Source organism: Acidobacteriota bacterium, from assembly GCA_016713675.1.
In the GTDB taxonomy this organism is placed as follows: Bacteria; Acidobacteriota; Blastocatellia; order Pyrinomonadales; family Pyrinomonadaceae; genus OLB17.
In genome coordinates this window covers 2,324,863-2,344,041 of the sequence record JADJOS010000001.1, presented here as the reverse complement: position 1 = coordinate 2,344,041, position 19,179 = coordinate 2,324,863, and the positions used below count along the sequence as shown (strand labels likewise).

Here is a 19,179-nt window from a genome sequence, read left to right as displayed (position 1 = left end):
TGTTAGAACACCAAACAGAAAGCCGGGGCGGCTATCGCTCCTGCTTTTCCGTTTTTCTTCCGCCCTCACCTGCCGGCCAAGGGCATGTCTGACGCCAGCCCAAATTGAAAGTAGCTATAGCTATTTGTCGAGCTGTTGAGCACGTACCAGACGCCGCTGCGAAAGACCGCGATATCAGCTTTGCCGTCGCCGTCGTAGTCAGCCGCCACCGGTTTGTCCGTCGCGATTCCAAAACGCGTAATGCGTGTCGCGGTTCCCGAACGCTGATACCAGTTGCCTTCCGAATTACGATAGATATTCAGGTCGGCAACGCCATCGCCATCGTAGTCTCCGGTAATCGCTGTATCGGATGCAATACCGAATGTTTGGAACGTCAAATTTCCATCGGCGTTCGAACTTTTCTTTATCCACCAATCGCCGTTGCGATAGATGGCGATGTCGGTTTTGCCGTCGTTGTCATAATCGGCTGCGACAGGTTTGTCGCCGTTCTGCCCGAATGGCGTGACGACCGGCTGGCCATCGGTCGACCGCAATACGTACCACACGCCTGTCGTTGGTCGCCAAACCGACACGTCAGCCTTTTCGTCGCCGTCATAATCGCCAACCGTCGGCACATCGCCCGCAATACCAAATTGCACCGCCCACATTTGCCCGTCCGAACTGCGGTTAACATACCACGTTCCGCTGCGGTAAACAGCCTGATCCGTACGGCCGTCGCCGTCATAATCACCGGCCTGCGGAATGTCACCCGCCAGGCCGAATTTGACCGCGCTGAAACCGCCGCACGTACAATTCATGTACCATGTGCCGTCCGAAGGCCGAAATACCGACACGTCTTCTTTCCCGTCACCGTCAAAATCGCTATTCACCGCCGAAGCCTGGCCGCCGGTCGTATATCGCACGACCGCAAAATCAGCGCTCGTTGCAGCATTGTTCGATTCACCGACCGCGATGATCTTGCCGTCCGGTTGGATCGCCGCTCCATATGCTATGTCGACCGTCGTACCGAGATCCGTCATGACCTTGCCGCACGAACCGAAGGCCGTATCGAGCACACCGTTCACGGTGTAACGTGCGACCGCAAAATTACGATTGTTGCCCGTGAATGTAAAGCCAACGCCGACGATCCTCTTGTCGTTCTGCAGCAGCAGTTCGTGGATCTGCTCTTCGTTGTTCGTAAAATTGGTGAAGGTCTTGCCGCTCGTGCCGAATGTCGTGTCAAGCGTGCCGTCCGTGTTGTACCTGGCCAACGCAAAATCATTGTTCACCCCGACGCGGGCAAATCCTCCGATGACGATCTTTTCGTTTTGGATCACGACCGAACGAGCCTGAGCAAGTAGACCCATCTGAGTTATCACTTTGCCGTCGCCGCTAAAGCTGGTATCAAGCTGTCCGTTCGCCGTGAATCTGACGGCCGCAAAATCGTCACGAAAACTGCCTCCGCCCGCATCGAACCGGCTGGAACCTGCCGCAACGATACGATTTTCGCTATCGATCGCAATGTCCTGCAGAATGTCCGTGTTTCCGCCGACGGTCACGTTTTTGATGCCCTGTTCGCCGAATGTCGGATCGAGTTGGCCGTTCAGATCGAGCCGCGAGACCGAGAACATCGTCCCCGCCGTGCTGACATACCCACCAACAACGATCCGCTCGACACCGCCGATCGTTTGCATCGCGACGGTAACGGGAATATCCGTCGTCTGTGTCGGCGAATAGATGGTGACACCCTGATTGCCAAATGTCGTATCGATCAGCCCGTTTTGCAACAGCCGAACGACGAAATAATCTGCCCAGTTGGTCGGCTGTTGAAAATAGCCCGCGACCACGATTTTGCCGTCTGATTGCAGCGCGACGGCATTTGCGACCTCGCTCAGAGTTCCGAGCGAGAATGAGCTTTTGCCCTGATTGCCGAAAGCCGCATCAAGCGTGCCGTCCGCATTGTAACGCTGGACCACAAGATCCCACGTCGCGCCATTGACCGCTCCGCCGCCCACGACAACGATCTTGCCGTCAGGCTGTACCACCGCGTCCATTGCCTTTTCCGCACCGGCGACCGCCGACACATTTACACCGCCGCCGTTGAACGAACGGTCCAAATTTCCCTTCGCCGCCGACGCATCGACCGCGAGCAAACTCACCACTGCGAGCACCCCCATGAACAACATCACACCGCGAAATATTGAATTGATCGTATTTATTAATAAGTACATTTTCCTCGCTCCTTATGAAAGTAAAACTTCCTACACTCGATAAGGCGAGGTTCGCGGCAAATTGGTATCAGCCGAACAAGTATCGGACAGGTATTGCCGCGAAAACGCGGTTGCCCATTCAGCGGCAGCGAAATCGAACGGGACCAACCGCCGTTACCGACAAAAAAGCCGGAGTTGTAACGCTCCGGCTATTTTTACATTTCAGGCTCCGCGGCGGCTACGGGTAACGGACTATCAAATACTCGATCTCAAATTTCATCAAAGGTTTCAAATCGCCCACCTTCGAAGTGAACGAATTCGTAGTCAACGTCGGATCATCAAATTCGTAAGAACAGAACCTGACGGCCGGTTTCAACTACAACGCTCCATGTTTTTTTAACAACTCCGCGATCTCCTTATTCTTCGAATCGATCGCAAGTTGCAGCGGTGTCTTGCCGTCTTTGTTCTTTGCGTTAATGTCAGCTCCTTTTGCGATCAGCAATTCGACAGCCTCCTTATTAGAGTAAGAAACGGCATTATGAAGCAGGGTCCATTGATTGTTCGAAGGTGTCTTGATATCCGCACCTTTTTCGACCAGAAGCTTGAAAACTTGCATACATTTCGCTGCCCTGTAAGGCATGATCGACGCGATTGCTAAAGCTGTAAGAGCGGGCGTAGCATTTGTCTTATCTAATGCGTTAATATCTGCACCTTTCGTGATCAGCAGCTCAGCGACCGCGACGCTCCCAACATTCGCAGCAAAGTGTAGCGGCGTGATACCGTCCTTATCACGGGCGTTGATGTCTGCACCTTTGGCGATCAGCTGTTCAGCCGCGTCTTTTTGATCATTTATCGCAGCATTGTGGAGTGCGGTTTTTCCGGATTCATCTGGAAGGTTCACATTTGAACCGTCGGTGAGGGCTCCCTTTGCGATTAGCACCTCAGCCATGTTTTTTCGGTTGTTGATCTCAGCGGTCTGCAACGGAGTCAGGCCAGCCTTGTTCCTTGCGTTGATATCTGCCCCCTTCCCGATCAACAGATCGAACATTTCTCTTTTGTCACACTTCTCTTTGCTGCCGCAGTTGACGATCGCCGTATGCAAGGGTGTCGATCCACCGTTGTTTTTTGAGTTGATGTCAGCTCCTTTCAGGACCAGCAACTCGACCAATTCTCTTCTTTCACTGTAACTATGTCCGGAAACCGCCCGGTGGAGCGGTGTGTAGCCGTCATTGTCCCTGGCGTCGATCTCGGCTCGTACCCTGATCAACATTTCCACCAGTTCTATTCTGTTTTCAGATACTGCCTTGTGCAGTGGCGTTTCGCCTCGATTGTCTCTAACGTTGACATCTGCCCTGTTATTGATCAGAAACTCGGCAATATCGGACTTGTTTTCCGAGACCGCTCGATGCAATAGAGTTGATCCGTATTGATCTCGTTCGTTAACGTCTGCTCCGAGGCCGGTCAAAAATGCGACCTCGTCTTTACCATAAGCTCTTTGCAGACGCGTGTTGCCATACTTATCCTTTGACTTGATATCCGCACCTTTAGATATCAAGAATGCGGCCATTTCCTTTTTTCTGGCATTTATCGCCGCGTCTAACGGCGTACCTCCGCCTGTGTCTGCAGCAGTAATGTCTGCTCCTTTTGAGATCAAAAGTTCGGCAATGCCCGGATCGCCATAGTAAGCGATCTGGTGTAACGGAGACTTTCCGTGTTTGTCCTTTGCATTTACATCTGCCCCAAGGTCGATCAAAAGTTCAAATACTGACTTTTCAGTGTTTTGCGTCCACAAAGTGTTGCCATTTTTATTCCTTGCATTGACATCGGCTCCTTTTGAAACAAGGAGTTTTGCCACACCTTTGCGTTTTTGGCTGACCGCATTTTCGAGCGTTGAATTGCCGTAGCTGTCGACGGCCCGAACATTCGCCCCTTTCTCAATGAGCAAAGCAGCCACCTCCGCATGACCCATGAAGACGGCCGAGTGCAGAAGCGCGTCAATGCCGGAAATGTCCGCGCCTTGGTCGATCAGGAACCGGACGATTTCCGTATAGCCTCGATTTACGGCCAGTTCGAGCGGTGTGTCGTGCAGTTTGTCGTTGATGTTTATGTTTATGTCCGCACCTTGAGACAGCAGTGACTCGATCTCGGCAGTATCCCTTTTGTCGACCGCCCGGTGGAGAGCCGTTTTTCCATATGGATCCTTCTTGTCCAGCGGATTCGCGGGCCGATTTGGATCTTCGGTCAGTTCGACCGTGCATCGCGAGCCTCCGGAACCGGTCACGATCTGCCCGGGATTTTCGAGGATCGGTATATTTCTGGCGAATCGTGACTCAACGGTCTCGAGAACACGCGGCGGGTTCACCGAGATGATCTTTCCGGTCACATCGTTCACGATCTCCACCTCATAACCTGAGCTATAATCTATCCACCACGACCAAGTGTATCTGTAGCTGTCGCCATTAACTTCGACCGGTTCCCACAGGCTCCGTTGCTTATTCCAGGCTTGCCGGGTTTCGCCGCCCGACCCCGGATTCGGGGGATGTAGCTGGTGAAACGCAACGTCCTCGTTCTGAACCTCGATGCGGTCACCGACTTTCCGAAACCTGATAAGAAGGTTGTATTCACCAAAGGCACCCCACGTTTTGCCGGTCCTTGAGCAGTCGACCTCTTTTCGCTTTCCGTTGATAAGCAGATCGAAGACACGCTTAATACCCGTCTGCTTTTCACGCTTAAAGCTGATCTTGTTGATCAGGCTTCGCACCTCACCAGCGTCCGGTGACTCAGGCGATAGTTGAAGATACTTCCGAAAACTTCCGATCGCGTCGGTGTATTTCTCTGCGGCCTCCTGAACCTTGCCGAGATTAAAGAAGGCGTCGGCCCAATCCGGTGCGAGCACGGTTGCTTGCTTGAATTCGGTGATCGCAACACTAAGATCTTCGGGTGACTTGGCCGTCTCGACGGCCGCCATTCCGCGGTCGAAGTGGCGGCGGGCTTCGTTGGAAATATTCTGTCCGTCCGCGTACCCGTAAAGCGAAACAATGAACGTGAGTAACAGTACAAATTCGAGTTTTCTGATCATTTCACACCTCACTTCTTAGGCAGCGGCGGCAGTTGCATAGACTCACTCTCAATGACGTTTTTCTCGTATTTGGTCATTGCGTGACAGTTGAGAGGGTTCAACTCCAATTTGCAGTCAAAGCGTATGACTTGCAGACCGTATCGGCCGAGAGCACTAGTCATCGAGCCGGTTGTCCGGTCGTTCACGGACTGATAGATGGCGTCAACAACGAAATCGGGATCTGTCGATCGATCTTTCACCCATGCGGTATCTACCGTCTTGCCCATCGACATCGGCGGCGATGCGAATGCCCACGAAACCGCAGGCACAGGATCGCCGTTGTAGATAAACACAGTTACCTTAACGTTGTTCTTTCGAGCATATTCGTACCAAATCTTCGCCGAGGTCTCATTTATCTGCGGCCCGAACAATCGAACCTCTCTCGCCTTTGTGTCGCCGCTGCGAAGTGCAGCGAGACAGAGCATCGCTCCGTTGCTGTGGCAATCGAGCGTTTCAAAGTTCTTCCCCTTGAGGTCTTTGAACATCTCCTGATGCTGCCGCGAAAATTCACCATACGTCACGCTGTCAAACGCGACGCGTTCCGAAAGGTCCTTGAGCGGAGTGTTGTAGCTCGCCATCGATGTTACGAACGTATAAAGATCAGGTGTGAACGGCGGCCCTTCCTTGATGCAAGCCTCGGGATCAGGCTGTGCGGAGCAGTATTTGAGATGTTGTGCATAGACCTTACGCCTCATCAGTTCCTTGCATGCGGCGTCGCAATCGCCCATAGGGTGCTTGAAACCGTACGTCCACGTCGTGCCACCGACCAGTCCGTGACCGTCCGTTGGCGGTCGGCTCGTGTCTACCACCTTTCCGCCGCTGTTCATCGGCTCGAATCTGCTGGTCTGAAGTGCGAATAGAAAGTCGGACGCTTTGACGGTCGTATCCGTAATGCAGTTTCCCGCCGACGATATGGTCCCCGCCGGACACTGCTTCGCGGTCGTCGTTCCGGGTTTGAGTCCCAAATTATTATCGCTCGAAGTTCGACCAGACTTTAGGCTGGCGAGCAGATCGCGTTTTGACGCATCGAACGCCGCCTGTCGCTGTTTTCGTTCAGCTTCAGCCCTTGCTGCGGCGATCGCAGCAGAGTTGTCAACATAAACGCCCCCGGTGCCGGGATTCGGTGTTGGTCTCGAAACCGGCTCGCTTGGCCGATCGTTCGGCACACAAACAGGTTGGCTGGTCGAACTCGGACACCTACAAGTGTGCGTCGCCATATATCGAACGAGTTCCTGATCGCGCGTGTTCAGTTCCCAAGACCGAATTGTTCCTTGACAATCGATCGTTTGAGCCGCATCCGATGAAACGGCCAACACGACCGTTCCCGCAATGAACAAAGTCCTTGAGATCTTGGATATGTACCTTTTCATAACGTGCCCCCCTTGATCGATCTTCGACAAAGTTAGCTATTTTCCACGGTGTTTCATGAACTTTTTCGCGATCAAACGCTCGATCCGTGCCTTCGACACGGTTTACTCTTAACACGCGCAACTGCCGTACCAAATGCGGCATCCTTTGACACAAAAAAGCCGGAGTCTCTCAACTCCGGCTTTGATCCCAAATACGAAAACAGACCTACTGCAAATACACGCTCTGCGTCGGCACATCGCTGGCATTTCCAAATTGCAGGCCGGTAAATCCGGCGGTCGTTCTCAGCAAATACCAGATCCCGGTCGAGGGGCGGAACACACCCGGATCGGCCTTTCCGTCGCCATCGTAATCGGCGGCGACCGGCCTGTCCTCGGCGATGCCGAACGGAAAGATCGAATAGGCTCCACTGCTGCTATTGACGATGTACCAAACTCCGGTCGACGGTCGATAAACGGCAAAATCGGTCTTACTGTCGCCGTCGTAATCTGCCGGTGCCGGAATATCCGTCGCGATGCCCCAACGCGTCGCACGTTGAACATTATCAAAGCTGCTCCACCACCACCAATTGCCGTCTGACGGTCTATATATCGCCACGTCCGATCTGCCGTCACCGTCAAAATCTCCGATCAGCGGTTTGTCTCCCGGCACACCGAACGCTCGGTTCGACGCCGATCCGTTGGCACTGCTCGCCCTGACCCATTGGCTGCTCGAAGGCCTGAACAGTACATAATCCGCTCGGCCGTCGCCGTCGTAATCTGAAGGCATTGGTATGTCGCCGGCCAGGCCCCATCGAGCGTTGATCTGCTGACCGGTCGCCGAACTTAGATACCACCAGTCGCCATTTGACGGCCGGAATATTGCCACATCGGTCAGACCGTCACCGTCAAAATCAGCCGGCGCCGGAATATCGCCAGCGACGGCAAATATTGGCTGGAAAACTGTCGTATCACTGCTTCTGAGTATGTACCATTTATTCTCCGACGCCCTGAATACCGACACATCGGCCCGTCCGTCGCCGTCATAATCGAAAGGCGAAGGGCTGCTGAACGCTCCCGGCACGACCCTCGCCAAACCGCCTCTGACGATGGTGTCGATCCGCCAATAATCACCGCCGAGAATTGTCGTGCCGCCGGGCTCATTGAGCGATGCATACACTGTTCCGCCCGCACCTTTTTGGAAGAAAAGCTTGTCCACCTTACCGCTCGAATTAAGACGGACAAGGTTGTTTCGCGGCACGCCGCCCACCAAATTGAACAGGCCGCCGACAATGATGCTGCCGTCGCTTTGCACCGCAAGCGTATAGATCCTCAGATCGCTGTTCGCCGTAAACGTCGGAGCTGCGAACGTAGCATCGTTCGTACCATCAGCGTTGCGTTGGCCGATACCGCTATTTGCACCGTTGATAAAAAGATACCGGCCGTCAGGCTGGATATAGAGCCTTGCGATCGTCGGTGGGCTGCTCGGGTTGAACGCCGTGTCAAGCGTTCCGTTGGAATTAACACGAACGAAATTTGAGCGGTTAAAGCCGTCGACACCCGTAAAGCCGCCGCCGATGATTATCTTTCCGTCGCTCAACTGTTGGGCCGTATTGACCGTACCCGAAGTGATATTGGCGTTGAATGAAAGGTCGGTCGTGCCATCCGCGTTTAGCCGGGCGACGCGCGATCTGGCGTCACCGTTCAATGTTGAGAATGAACCTGCGATCAACAATTTTCCGTCCGTCTGAAAACTGACGCCGTTCACATTTGTAACGACCGGCGAAAATGTGTTGTCGAGCGAACCGTTCGAATTTATCCGGATCATTCCCGAAACGGCGGTGCCGTTGTACGTCGAAAATTGCCCGAACGCGATGATCTTTCCATCGGTCTGCAGAACGATGTCGGTCGGGGTTGAACTGAAACCCGTTCCCGGATCAAAGGTCGGGTCCGTCGTGCCATCCGGATCAATTCGCGCAAACGAAGGCCTTGCGGTCGTATTCATTTGACTGAATGTGCCGGCGACAATGATCTTTCCGTCGGTCTGCCGTGCGATCGCTTTGACGATGCCTATCGCCGCCGTGGACGAAGCGAAACTCTGATCCCACGATCCATTGATGTCCAGCCTGAAATAGTTCGTTCCCAGCGTCGATGTTCCAAAGAACACCGGCCTTTCAGAACCGTCGATCGCAAACTTATTGTTTACGCCGGTTATCGTAGGATCCATTACGAACGTACCGTCCTGCGAACCATCGGAATTCAAACGAAATATCCGCCCCGGATTACCTAGCCCGGACGACGCACCGATCAATATCTTCCCGTTTGAAAGCGGCCGAATCGTACCCACGGAAAAGAACGACGGACCGGAAAAACCCATATCGACGTTTCCGGCCGGCAATAAACGGACCAACTTAATGCGCGGAACGCCATTGACAGTGTCAAAATTTCCGCTGACCAATAAGTTGCCGTCACTCTGCACACTCAGGCTGCTGATCGACGTCTGGCTCGGTGAGCCGCCCATTGTCAGACTCGGAACTTCCCAGCTGTCGGCCGTCCCATTGGCATTGATTCGGCTAAGGGTCGCCGACGACGATGGGCCACTGTATGTCGTCCGGCCCAAATATATCTTTCCGTCCGGTGCGACCGCGAGACTGTTCAGATACGTCTGGATCAACTGGCCGGCTCCGATCGCGTAAGTCGTAAAAGTGCTGTCGATAGAACCGTCCGTATTCAAACGATATAGACTTCTCGATGAAAAACCTTGCTGCGATTCAAACCGTTCGACAAGTGTCTTATTGTCGGGCAGCACTGCCCAAATTATTGCGCTGCCGCCGCCGACCGGCGGAACCGCACCGGCGAATACCTGCCAATACGAACTGTCATGCGATCCGTCCGAATTTATCCGTGTAACCTGGCCCCGATTGGCGTCGTTCCTGCCTGACAGCAAGATCTTGCCGTCGTTCTGAACGGCGACCGATTCGATCGAACTTAACCCCTGACACGTGCAATAAGAAAATGAGGTGTCAACGCTGCCATCGGAATTGAGCCGTGCGACCTGTCCCTTTGCCAGTCCATTTACTGCGAGATAAGCACCCCAGATCAACATCTTGCCATCCGGCTGCAAAGCCTGGCCCATCGCTGAACCACCCTCGATCGGCCGCGACGTCACTGGATTGAACGCCGGATCTACTGTGGCGGCCGCGAACACCGAACTGCCGCTGAACAACAACGCGAACGCAAGGACTGCGAACGTCAAAACTCTCATTTTCTTAATATTGGATCGGGATCTCATGGTTCGATCTCCTAATAGGTACAAGCAGACAAACAATAGACGCTGAACTTTCCTAAATTATACGCCCATTTTCCCTCCAAAACCAATACTTTATGGCCCAATTCGACAATCTGACGGCCGCGGCGTTTCACCTCCTCAGAACACGCCCGGCTGGAACAAAGATGATCCGCAAAGATAGATCCTGACCGTCGAAGACATCACTAACGGCAAACAACCGGATCTCCGGCCGAATCTGGAAACCTACAAAAGACCTCAAAGACATGTCGCCAGGAGCAAAGATCAGGCCGCGTTAGGATTCGAATGATAGAATCTTGTCATGGAGGCGATACTCGTCGATACAAATAAAAGCGACTCAAAGCGTCATGGACGACGACTTGCTTACATCACGATCATTTGGAACTCGCTCGAAGGTATTATTGCCGTCGGTGCGGGAATTTTCGCAGGAAGTATCGCTCTCGTTGGGTTTGGTGTTGATTCCGTGATCGAGGTTTCGTCGGGTGCGATCATTCTTTGGCGGCTTGCTTCGGGCGAACACCGCGAACGTCTCGCTCAGCGGCTTGTCGGTGTCAGCTTTCTTGCACTCGCTGTCTATGTTGCGTTTGATGCGGTGAAATCGCTCTGGCTTCGTGAATTGCCCGAGACAACATACATCGGCATCAGTATCGCCGCACTTTCTCTCGTCGTGATGCCGTTCCTCGCGTATCAGAAACGTAAGGTCGCAGCCCAGCTGAACAGCGATGCAATGGCTGCCGATTCACGCCAAACCGATATTTGTGCATATCTCTCGGCAATTCTACTCGGCGGCCTTGTCCTCAACGCCGTTTTCGGCTGGTGGTGGGCCGATCCGCTCGCGGCACTAATAATGGTGCCAATGATCGCCAAAGAAGGCATCGACGCCCTACACGGCAAAACTTGCGACGATTGCCATTGCGGCTAAGGGTCCGTTACGTCGAAGTTATCCTTACTGGCAAGCGGCCCTATCTTGCTTCTGCGCCAAGCCGCGTCCCGGAGACACAAAATTATGGCATTTGTAGTTTAGTCTCCGATCAAGCCATTCCCCACTTTATCCTTTTGCCTTTATCCTTTATCCTTAAACAAATGTCGTATCAGGTCATAGCCCGAAAATGGCGGCCGCAGACCTTTGAAGAGGTCACGGGCCAGGAGATAATTACGCAGACGCTGCGTAACGCACTGGAATTTGACCGTTTGCACCACGCATATCTTTTCTCAGGTTCGCGAGGCGTCGGCAAGACCACGACCGCCCGCATTCTCGCCAAAGCCCTCAATTGCCATAAAACCACCGGCAAACCCAACCTGACACCGTGTTTACTCACCGACGCGGACATTTGTGCCTCTTGCATCGAGATCTCTGAAGGACGATCGATCGATGTGCTTGAGATCGATGCCGCATCGCACACCGGCATCGACGATGTTCGGGAAACTATCCTCGAAAGCATAAATTTTAATCCGGCACGCGATCGATATAAGGTATTTATCATCGACGAGGTCCATCAGCTCTCAAAACCGGCATTCAATGCCCTCCTCAAAACGCTAGAAGAACCGCCGGAGAACGTCGTTTTCATAATGGCGACGACCGAGCTGCACAAGGTGCCCGAGACGATACTGTCGCGGTGTCAGGAGTTCGAATTTCGCACTATCCCGCTGCCCAAGATATTCGACCGGCTCAAGCTCATCGCCGACGCCGAGAAGATCAATATCACCGACGACGCCCTCCGTGAACTAGCCCGTTCCGGCGAGGGTTCGATGCGTGACGCACAGAGTAATTTCGACCAGGTCATCAGCTTTTCGGGAGAGGAAATAACGTCCGAAAATGTCACCAAAGCCCTCGGTTTTGCCGGCGTTGAGACACTTTCGCTCGTGATCAAAGCTATTGCGGAAAAGGATGCGAAAGGCACGCTTGACGTCGTCGACGACCTCATCGGCCGCGGCCACGACCTCAGAAATTTCTGCCGCGATCTGCTCGGGCTTTTCCGCGACCTGCTCGTTTTCAAAGTCGCCGGTTCCGAATCGAAACTCTACGAATCAGCCCTGCTGTCGCCCGACGAGATGAAGGCTGCGAGCGAGCCTTTCACTGAGGCCGATCTGCTCCGTTTCTTCAATTCGCTCGCCGAGACCGAAACCAAACTGAAAGAAGCCTCGCACTCACGCCATATCCTCGAAATAGGCCTCATCCGCCTAATCGAAATGCGACGCGTCGTCGCCATCGAGGACATTCTCACTCGATTGTCTGCCCTCGAATCAGGAACGCCGCTCGCGGAAAAAAAAACTCTGATTCCTGATTCGCCGAAAACGGCGTTATCAGTTCCCGTTGCCGTGGTCGCGTCGGAGGCAACAAAACCGGAACCGGTCGCCGCCGATCCGCCGCCTGTCGTTCAGGAAACTGTTCCGCCGTTTCCGAATATCGAACCGTCCGCAGCGGCGGCACATCCATCTGTTGAGATCACAATTCCCTCTGCGATCTTCCATTCAGAGCCGCCCGAAGAGGCATCTGACCGAGACTTTTCACTGGACGAGCCGCCCGAGGACATGTCGTTCTATGACGCTCCGATCGATCTTCCGGATGAGCCGCCTGTCATCGTGCCAAAACACCGCGAGCGTGTGAACACCGCCGTTTCGATGCCAACGGCACGGCTCTCTTTACTTACCAGCGAGGAACTCGAACACTTCGACGATCCGCGTCTCGACAGCGGCTATGAGGACAAATTAACGCTGACGGGTGACGACCTTATGCCGCTCGCGACCACAAAGCAACTGGTCATCGACCTGTTCGGCGTCGAAGAAACGCTTCCAGTTCGCATAGCATCGGCCAACCGCACAGCCGCCGCGACGGCCCCAAGACGCGATATGTCGCACCTCATTCCCGACCTCGGACGCAGCGATAAGCCGGTCGAAATGCCGGTTCTATCGGCAGACCCGGATCCCGCCGAACTACTTAAATTCGCTGAGTCTCACCCAACGGTCCGCACCGCCATGCGCGTCTTTCGTGCAACCGTCATTGAGGCAAAACGCACATAATGCGAACATTGTAGTAGGTTCTGACGTAATACTCGCTTGATTGGGCATGATGAATTCACGCTTGATGAACAAAATTTGTTTGCCGGTTAAAACTAGACTCTTCCTCGCCGCCATCGTCGTATTTTTGGCCGCCTCGACCGGCCTTTCCCAGGAAAACCAACCGTGGTCCCAAAACGTGTCGCCGCTGCCGCCGCCCACCGGCTTCATCAATGACTATGCCGGCGTCATTGATCCCGCGACAAAACAGCAGCTCGAAACAAAGCTCAAGGCTTTCAAAGAATCAACGAATCCACCCGTCGAACTCGCCGTCGTCACCGTAAAGACAACCGGTGACCGTGCGATCTTCGATTACTCATTGGCCGTCGCCCGCGGCTGGAAGATCGGATCAAAATTGGACGACAACCCAAGCGCCCTCTTGATGATCGCGATCGATGACCGAAAATATTTCACCCAAGTCAGCAAAGACCTCGAAGATGAACTCTCGGATGGCACGGTCGGCAGTCTGCAGCGGCAATTCCTCGTCCCCGAGTTCAAAAAAGCCAATTACAGCAAAGGCATTTCCGACACACTCGACGCCTACATCGAGGCGATCAGAAACAAAGGCAACACGCCCGTAAATGCCAACCGAACAGCACCTACCACGGACACGAACAGCACGTCCGGCGTTAGCTTCGGAGGCATCTTCTGCTGCGCCGTAATAATATTGGTCATATTGCTTGTAATCTTCAGTCGGTCTAAAGGCGGCCCGTCAAAAGGCGATCGTGACCGTTGGGGAGGCGGGGGTTTTGGCGGAGGCGGAGGCGGCTCCGGAGGCGATATCGCGTCAGCGGTGATAGGTGGAATTATCGGATCGGCCCTTTCTGGCGGCGGTTCTTCAAGCTCGTCCAGTGATTGGGGCGGATCTTCGGGCGGGGGTTCGGATTGGGGCGGATTCGGCGGCGGTGGAGATTTTGGAGGCGGTGGGGCAGGAGGCGATTGGTAAACGATGCTTAATCAATTTTCGGCATTTATTGATGATCTGAGATCGACACATGGCGACAATCTTGCGTCGGTGATCCTCTATGGTTCGGCAGCTGCAGGCGACTTTATCGCGTCAAAATCGGATTATAATATCCTGATCGCCCTGAATAGGATCGGCACACAAGACTTGCGGAATGCACACGCCAGCGTCCGCGAGTGGCATAAAATGGGACATCCGGTTCCGGTCTATTTCACGGTTTCTGAGCTGCAAAATGCAGCTGACGTATTCCCCATCGAGTTTCATCAAATGACGGTCGCACACAAAGTTTTGTACGGCACCGATGTTCTCGCAGGGCTTGTCATTTCAGACCAGTTCCTGCGGCATCAGACCGAGTATGAGCTGCGCAGCAAGCTATTGTTGCTGCGGCGTCAATATATTCCGGCTTCCGTTTCGGCCGATGGTTTGAAGAGTTTGATGGCGGAAAGTCTGTCGAGCTTCTCGGCGTTGTTCCGAGCAGTGCTCATAATTCACGGTCTTGAGCCGCCCGCTACAAAGCATGAGATCGTCGCTTTGGCGGCAAAGCATTTAGGCATTGACGGAACGCCGTTTGAAAAAATATTTGATATCCGTGAGAATAAGTTCACGGAACAATTGGATGAGACGGCCGCGAACGCACTGTTCGGCGAATACATGGAGCAGATCGAAAAGGTCATCAATTCGGTCGACGCTGTCGGAAAGTAAGATCTTGAGATCAGGTTATTAGTTTTTCGATATTTAGGAGAACAAGAATGAAAAGAGCAATTTTATTATCAATGGTTCTATTCGCCGCTTTCGGACTAAGCGGCTGCAGCTACAACGATCTGACAGCTAAGCAGCAGCAGATCAAAGGTAAATGGGCCAACGTCGAAAGTGCGATGCAGAGACGAGCGGACCTCGTTCCGAATCTCGTCGATGTCGCCAAAATGACGGCAGTGCAGGAACAGGAGGTCTTCGGTCAGATCGCGGACGCCCGTTCCCGGTTGCTGAACGCACAACAAGCCGCACCTGCAGGTGCAGACGGTGACAAAACACCGGAGCAAAAGCAGGCTGTGATCGATGCGAATAATAGCTTTGGCGGTACGATCGGACGACTATTGAGTTTGCAGGAACAGTATCCCGCACTACGATCCAGCGAAGCGTTTATGAAAGTTCAGGACGAGCTCTCGGGCACCGAGAACCGTTTGAATACCGCGCGTATTGATTTCAATGATGCGGTGACCGCCTACAACACGACCCGCAACTCGTTCCCTGCCGTGCTGACTGCCGGCCTGCTAGGCTTTAAGGAAGAGCCGTTCTTCAAGGCTGAGGAAGGTGCAAAAACCGCTCCGAAGGTCGGAGATCCGAATTCACTGCGTAAGCCGGATGCTCCGGTCGCTCCCGTGGCTCCGGCAACCAAGTAACGGTCAAAACCCGCGGGAATTACACATCGAGCAATGGTCACAAGGCTTGTCAGGTTCAAACTGGCAGGCCTTTTCTTTTTGATAATGACTGAAAATACTATCGGCGATCGCCTCGGCGATATTGAGCTTGTCGAGACTGGGGTGGTTTAATTGAGAACTCGAAATTTCAGACCTCGAGTTTGAGACCTCAGAAGGGTTACCACTCTGCTCTATCTTGTCGAGCCGGTGATTGAGCTTTTCGATCGCTGCAAAAAGCGAGGCAAGTTCGTTCTTCGAGCTAGTTTGAATTTCAGTCATTTTCGCGTGACGTTTTGGATATCGATGCGGTTAATTTGATCATTTCGACACAATCGGTATTTATCGACTCAAAATATTTATCCTCAAGCCAGCCGCCTTCGTGAAGGAGAAACAACCAAAGCTCGGTATCTGAGGCCATTTGCATACCTTTGAACATCTCAGAGCCAAAGTTCCCGCGACTCTCGGCAACCGTCGCAGCCTTAACGTGCTTTGCTATAAACGTGCCGGAAACAAGCATTTGTTTGCTCAGCACAAACTCCTTCTTTTCTTCTGTCAGGTACTTGTAGAGCTTGACTATCCTCAGTGCAAATTGGATCGCCTTCTCCAACGCAATGCTTTTGGCCATGATTCTTTCAAAACTGTTAGACCCTAACAGTTGTCAGTTTTCTAGTTTGTAGTTAACAGTTCCTAACTGTTAACTGAGAACCTATGAACTATCAACTGTTAGATCGGAATGCTTGTTCGATTTCTCAGTTTCGAGCAGATCAACGTAATCCACCACCCCGACGATCGCCGAGTCAATTGCGGCTCCCGGCTTGCCGGTTGATGCAGTCGAGGCTGACCAGCCTTCTTGGGCGATGATCACAATGTCACCTTCGCCGGCACTTACCGAATCGAGAGCGATGCAGGTGTAGTCCATATCTTCGCCTTCGGGTGTGACCTGCCGGCAAAGCATCGCACGAGTTCCCTCGTAACGCTGGTTTTTCTGCGTAGCTACGACATTTCCGATGACTCTGGCAAGCAGCATTATCCTTGAAAAACGTGTGAGTCTGAATCGATTATCCCGACGATCGTACAATCGGTTGGCGTTTCGTCGCGTTTGAATGGGAATGATGCTTCCTTTCCGCGACACCAAAAAACTAATTCCCCTTCGCCCGCTCCGACGGCGTCAAGGGCGACGGTCGGCGAGCCTTTTGGTTTAAGGTCGGCGTCGAGCGTCTGCACGATCAGGAACTTTCGCCCTTCGAGAGCTTCGTTCTTGACGGTCGCGACAACCGTTCCGATGACGCGGGCGATCTGCATTTCCTATTTCTCTTTTCCGCGTTTCGATGCGAGTCGTGGCAATGCCTTAAACTCTTCTTCAACGATCTCCGTGATCATCGGAAGAATCTGTGGAAGCAAGAGTTTTTCAGCAATAGCCTGCGAATCCGCAAAAAGCTGCGGCATGGTTTCGATCACCTTCTGGCCGGTTGGTGACTTATAAAACTGGATCAGGTCCTTTAATTCCTGCTCGGAATAGAACTTGTCATAAAGTGGATAGATCGCCTCATCGATGTACTTTTTGAAATCAATAGCGGTCTTTATCCGTTCGCGAAACTTCGAGCTGATGCGTGCAAAAGTGGCGGCCTGTCCCCTTTTAAGCTCCGCTTTTTGCGTGGTAGTCAAACTTGGATTTGAGTCGATGGCCTGTGAGTAACCTATTGGAAATGTCGATTCCATCGATTTCAGAGTTTCATCGGTCATTTGCTCCATGAGGGTGTCCATCTTAAATATCAACACCATTTCGCCGATCAATTGCCGCTTCTCGGCTGAAATTGAAGGCTGGGCCGATGCCGATGCACATGTGATTATCAGAACAAAGAAAAGAGGCAATAGTCTGATACTCATAAAAACTCCCTTAATCTACAAAATCGATTTCATCTATCACGCCAATGATCGCTGAATCGACGGGGCAATCTTTGTTTCCTTCGGCGAGCCGGGCGGATGAACCGCTGACGACGATCACTTTTTCGTGAAAGCCAGCCCCGACCGTATCAACCGACACAACATAGCCGCTCTGGTCGGTGCCGTCGAGATTGATCGGCTTGACGATGAGCAGCTTTTTGCCGTGCAGACGTTCGTCTTTCTGCGTGGACACAACCGTGCCTAATATGCGGGCGATTATCATGTGGCAGTGGTCAGTTGTCAGAGGTCAGTTGTCGGCTCCAGAAAATCTGAACACCGGCCAATGACCATTGACCCCTATTTTTTGACGACAGGCAATGTTTCGTCAACACTTGAGTGCGGACGCGGTATGACGTGGACGCTGACGAGTTCGCCAACGCGTCTTGCGGCTGCCGCTCCGGCATCTGTTGCAGCCTTAACGGCGGCAACATCGCCTCGAACGATCGCGGTCACAAATCCGGCTCCGATCTTTTCGTAACCGACGAGTTGGACATTTGCAGCTTTGACCATTGCGTCAGACGCCTCGATCATTGCCACGAGCCCTTTAGTTTCAACCATTCCTAATGCTTCTTGCATGTAGTTTTACTCCTGAAATGTAATAGAAGATTACAATGTGTCCGATAAGTTTAACTCAAGTTGGCCGCCTTGCTCAAAAGCTCGATCAATTCTTCGCGGCTGAGTGAGATCTTTGTGCCGTTCGAGACAGTTTTTGCCGGATAACTTACGTCGAGGTTACAAACGATACCGGCTTCGTGCAAATAACCGCAAGCCTGACAGCGGGCGTTCGGGCCAAGGAAACCGGCCTTCTCCCTGATCTCTATCAGCTTTTCGACTGCTCCTTCGGGGAGGTCGTTGGCACCGCCGAGAGCTTTTGCCAGGATCGCGATCTTTGCGGTGTGCTCGAGTGTTTCGAGCCGGTCAAATGCCTGCCAGAGATGTTCACCATACGCGACAGCTCCGTGATTGGCCATTAAGAGAGCATTGTGATGCGGAACGTACGGCTTCATTGCCTCGGTCAATTCGTCGGTCGAAGGCGTTCCATAACCGGTCAGCGGCACACACCCAAGTGTCAAAACCACTTCGGAAAGTATTGGTTTATCGATCGCGAGCCCCGCAACAGCAAACGCCGTCCCATGAGCAGGATGGGCGTGACAGACCGCATGGATGTCCGGCCGCATCTTGTAGATCAACAGATGCATCGCGAGTTCTGACGAGGCACGGTTTTCATTTAACGGATTACCGTTGATATCCGTTAATGCCAGGCAATCTTCCGTCATTCGCCCTTTTGACGTCATGGTCGGCGTCGCAAGAACGGTATTTTCATCCAGCCGAATGCTGACATTACCATCGAACGCAACGACATAGCTCCGTTCGTAAAGCAGCTTGCCGACCTCAACGATCAGTTTTCTGGCTTGTGATTCGTCCATAAACAAGGAAACCACAGATTAACATACACCTGAGTGACACGTTAACCTGCGGTCTTAATTATCGGAAAATATTAGCGGTGTCGATGCGGAGCGGCCGGAGCGGCCGCGACAGGCGGCGGAACCGGCACCGAAAACTCAATATCGCCTTCCAAATTCACCGGAGTGTCCAATTTCGGAGCTTCCGACTTCATCCCTTCCAACTGCCTGCGAAGATCGCACTTCTCTTTGCGAAGTTGCTCGACCTCAACACGTAACGCACGGACCTCATTATGACGCCTCTCACGATGTCGGGAACCGAATTTTGGCAGCCCGATCGTTACAAAAAAGCTGGCGATGAAAAGGCCGGCTGCAAATGTCGCTACAAACGGTAAAAATCTTTTTATGAAACCTGTATACTGCATCGTGATCA

The 19,179-nt window shown here is 52.9% G+C and carries 19 protein-coding genes; 6 read left to right on the top strand and 13 right to left on the bottom strand.

Annotated elements, in window-relative coordinates; translation table 11 throughout:
* Positions 1-65: 65 nt before the first annotated feature.
* A complete protein-coding gene (locus IPK01_10670; GenBank protein ID MBK7933946.1) occupies positions 66-2,210 on the bottom strand; it encodes a hypothetical protein in 2,145 nt (714 codons plus the stop codon).
* Positions 2,211-2,224: 14 nt separating this feature from the next.
* Between IPK01_10670 and IPK01_10665 the strand changes: the two genes are divergently transcribed.
* Positions 2,225-2,437 (top strand): hypothetical protein, encoded by a 213-nt coding sequence (locus IPK01_10665; GenBank protein MBK7933945.1) that lies wholly within the window; start codon positions 2,225-2,227, stop codon positions 2,435-2,437.
* 128 nt (positions 2,438-2,565) lie between these two features.
* Here IPK01_10665 and IPK01_10660 read toward each other — a convergent pair whose 3' ends face one another.
* The 3 genes from IPK01_10660 to IPK01_10650 form a co-directional block, all read right to left on the bottom strand.
* Complete coding sequence (locus IPK01_10660) at positions 2,566-5,268, bottom strand: ankyrin repeat domain-containing protein (protein MBK7933944.1); 2,703 nt, start codon at positions 5,266-5,268, stop codon at positions 2,566-2,568.
* Positions 5,269-5,276: 8 nt separating this feature from the next.
* On the bottom strand, positions 5,277-6,677 hold the full coding sequence (locus tag IPK01_10655; protein MBK7933943.1) for a hypothetical protein: 1,401 nt from the start codon (positions 6,675-6,677) through the stop codon (positions 5,277-5,279).
* Between the two features lie 205 nt (positions 6,678-6,882).
* Complete coding sequence (locus IPK01_10650; GenBank protein MBK7933942.1) at positions 6,883-9,918, bottom strand: VCBS repeat-containing protein; 3,036 nt, start codon at positions 9,916-9,918, stop codon at positions 6,883-6,885.
* A gap of 343 nt (positions 9,919-10,261) precedes the next feature.
* On the opposite strand from IPK01_10650, the gene IPK01_10645 reads away from it, so the two are divergent.
* From IPK01_10645 to IPK01_10625, 5 genes are all read left to right on the top strand, one after another.
* Positions 10,262-10,882, top strand: coding sequence for a cation transporter (locus IPK01_10645; GenBank protein ID MBK7933941.1), 621 nt, complete (start codon positions 10,262-10,264; stop codon positions 10,880-10,882).
* 161 nt (positions 10,883-11,043) lie between these two features.
* On the top strand, positions 11,044-12,981 hold the full coding sequence (gene dnaX / locus IPK01_10640; GenBank protein ID MBK7933940.1) for a DNA polymerase III subunit gamma/tau: 1,938 nt from the start codon (positions 11,044-11,046) through the stop codon (positions 12,979-12,981).
* Between the two features lie 64 nt (positions 12,982-13,045).
* Complete coding sequence (locus IPK01_10635) at positions 13,046-13,963, top strand: TPM domain-containing protein (protein MBK7933939.1); 918 nt, start codon at positions 13,046-13,048, stop codon at positions 13,961-13,963.
* 3 nt (positions 13,964-13,966) lie between these two features.
* Entirely contained in the window at positions 13,967-14,683 is a 717-nt protein-coding gene (locus IPK01_10630; protein ID MBK7933938.1) for a hypothetical protein, read from the top strand.
* Positions 14,684-14,730: 47 nt separating this feature from the next.
* The gene (locus IPK01_10625; GenBank protein ID MBK7933937.1) at positions 14,731-15,381 is read left to right on the top strand and encodes a LemA family protein; all 651 of its coding nucleotides are present in this window, start codon (positions 14,731-14,733) and stop codon (positions 15,379-15,381) included.
* A gap of 3 nt (positions 15,382-15,384) precedes the next feature.
* On the opposite strand, the gene IPK01_10620 is transcribed toward IPK01_10625, so the two are convergent.
* The 9 genes from IPK01_10620 to IPK01_10580 all read right to left on the bottom strand — a co-directional run bounded on the left by IPK01_10620 (position 15,385) and on the right by IPK01_10580 (position 19,171).
* Entirely contained in the window at positions 15,385-15,678 is a 294-nt protein-coding gene (locus tag IPK01_10620; protein ID MBK7933936.1) for a hypothetical protein, read from the bottom strand.
* Positions 15,671-16,024 (bottom strand): four helix bundle protein, encoded by a 354-nt coding sequence (locus tag IPK01_10615; protein ID MBK7933935.1) that lies wholly within the window; start codon positions 16,022-16,024, stop codon positions 15,671-15,673. The genes IPK01_10620 and IPK01_10615 overlap by 8 nt, the downstream gene beginning before the upstream one ends.
* Before the next feature lie 81 nt (positions 16,025-16,105).
* Positions 16,106-16,426, bottom strand: coding sequence for a EutN/CcmL family microcompartment protein (locus IPK01_10610; GenBank protein ID MBK7933934.1), 321 nt, complete (start codon positions 16,424-16,426; stop codon positions 16,106-16,108).
* Positions 16,426-16,701 (bottom strand): EutN/CcmL family microcompartment protein, encoded by a 276-nt coding sequence (locus IPK01_10605; protein ID MBK7933933.1) that lies wholly within the window; start codon positions 16,699-16,701, stop codon positions 16,426-16,428. Before IPK01_10605 ends, IPK01_10610 begins: the two co-directional genes overlap by 1 nt.
* A 3-nt stretch (positions 16,702-16,704) precedes the next feature.
* Positions 16,705-17,286 carry a DUF2059 domain-containing protein gene (locus IPK01_10600; GenBank protein MBK7933932.1) on the bottom strand — a complete coding sequence of 194 codons (582 nt, stop codon included), beginning with the start codon at positions 17,284-17,286 and terminating at the stop codon, positions 16,705-16,707.
* Between the two features lie 10 nt (positions 17,287-17,296).
* Entirely contained in the window at positions 17,297-17,566 is a 270-nt protein-coding gene (locus IPK01_10595) for a EutN/CcmL family microcompartment protein (protein ID MBK7933931.1), read from the bottom strand.
* Between the two features lie 74 nt (positions 17,567-17,640).
* Positions 17,641-17,919 (bottom strand): ethanolamine utilization microcompartment protein EutM, encoded by a 279-nt coding sequence (eutM, locus tag IPK01_10590; protein ID MBK7933930.1) that lies wholly within the window; start codon positions 17,917-17,919, stop codon positions 17,641-17,643.
* A 50-nt stretch (positions 17,920-17,969) separates the two neighbouring features.
* Positions 17,970-18,770, bottom strand: a complete 801-nt coding sequence (locus IPK01_10585; protein MBK7933929.1) for a class II aldolase/adducin family protein — start codon at positions 18,768-18,770, stop codon at positions 17,970-17,972.
* 71 nt (positions 18,771-18,841) lie between these two features.
* Positions 18,842-19,171, bottom strand: a complete 330-nt coding sequence (locus tag IPK01_10580; protein ID MBK7933928.1) for a hypothetical protein — start codon at positions 19,169-19,171, stop codon at positions 18,842-18,844.
* Positions 19,172-19,179: the final 8 nt, after the last annotated feature.

Bases quoted from the DNA above. Each gene is read 5' to 3' on its own strand.
- IPK01_10670 (MBK7933946.1), bottom strand. From the start codon at position 2,210: ATGTACTTATTAATAAATACGATCAATTCAATATTTCGCGGTGTGATG.
- IPK01_10665 (MBK7933945.1), top strand. From the start codon at position 2,225: ATGAAAGTAAAACTTCCTACACTCGATAAGGCGAGGTTCGCGGCAAAT.
- IPK01_10660 (MBK7933944.1), bottom strand. From the start codon at position 5,268: ATGATCAGAAAACTCGAATTTGTACTGTTACTCACGTTCATTGTTTCG.
- IPK01_10655 (MBK7933943.1), bottom strand. From the start codon at position 6,677: ATGAAAAGGTACATATCCAAGATCTCAAGGACTTTGTTCATTGCGGGA.
- IPK01_10650 (MBK7933942.1), bottom strand. From the start codon at position 9,918: ATGAGAGTTTTGACGTTCGCAGTCCTTGCGTTCGCGTTGTTGTTCAGC.
- IPK01_10645 (MBK7933941.1), top strand. From the start codon at position 10,262: ATGGAGGCGATACTCGTCGATACAAATAAAAGCGACTCAAAGCGTCAT.
- dnaX (MBK7933940.1), top strand. From the start codon at position 11,044: ATGTCGTATCAGGTCATAGCCCGAAAATGGCGGCCGCAGACCTTTGAA.
- IPK01_10635 (MBK7933939.1), top strand. From the start codon at position 13,046: ATGAACAAAATTTGTTTGCCGGTTAAAACTAGACTCTTCCTCGCCGCC.
- IPK01_10630 (MBK7933938.1), top strand. From the start codon at position 13,967: ATGCTTAATCAATTTTCGGCATTTATTGATGATCTGAGATCGACACAT.
- IPK01_10625 (MBK7933937.1), top strand. From the start codon at position 14,731: ATGAAAAGAGCAATTTTATTATCAATGGTTCTATTCGCCGCTTTCGGA.
- IPK01_10620 (MBK7933936.1), bottom strand. From the start codon at position 15,678: ATGACTGAAATTCAAACTAGCTCGAAGAACGAACTTGCCTCGCTTTTT.
- IPK01_10615 (MBK7933935.1), bottom strand. From the start codon at position 16,024: ATGGCCAAAAGCATTGCGTTGGAGAAGGCGATCCAATTTGCACTGAGG.
- IPK01_10610 (MBK7933934.1), bottom strand. From the start codon at position 16,426: ATGCTGCTTGCCAGAGTCATCGGAAATGTCGTAGCTACGCAGAAAAAC.
- IPK01_10605 (MBK7933933.1), bottom strand. From the start codon at position 16,701: ATGCAGATCGCCCGCGTCATCGGAACGGTTGTCGCGACCGTCAAGAAC.
- IPK01_10600 (MBK7933932.1), bottom strand. From the start codon at position 17,286: ATGAGTATCAGACTATTGCCTCTTTTCTTTGTTCTGATAATCACATGT.
- IPK01_10595 (MBK7933931.1), bottom strand. From the start codon at position 17,566: ATGATAATCGCCCGCATATTAGGCACGGTTGTGTCCACGCAGAAAGAC.
- eutM (MBK7933930.1), bottom strand. From the start codon at position 17,919: ATGCAAGAAGCATTAGGAATGGTTGAAACTAAAGGGCTCGTGGCAATG.
- IPK01_10585 (MBK7933929.1), bottom strand. From the start codon at position 18,770: ATGGACGAATCACAAGCCAGAAAACTGATCGTTGAGGTCGGCAAGCTG.
- IPK01_10580 (MBK7933928.1), bottom strand. From the start codon at position 19,171: ATGCAGTATACAGGTTTCATAAAAAGATTTTTACCGTTTGTAGCGACA.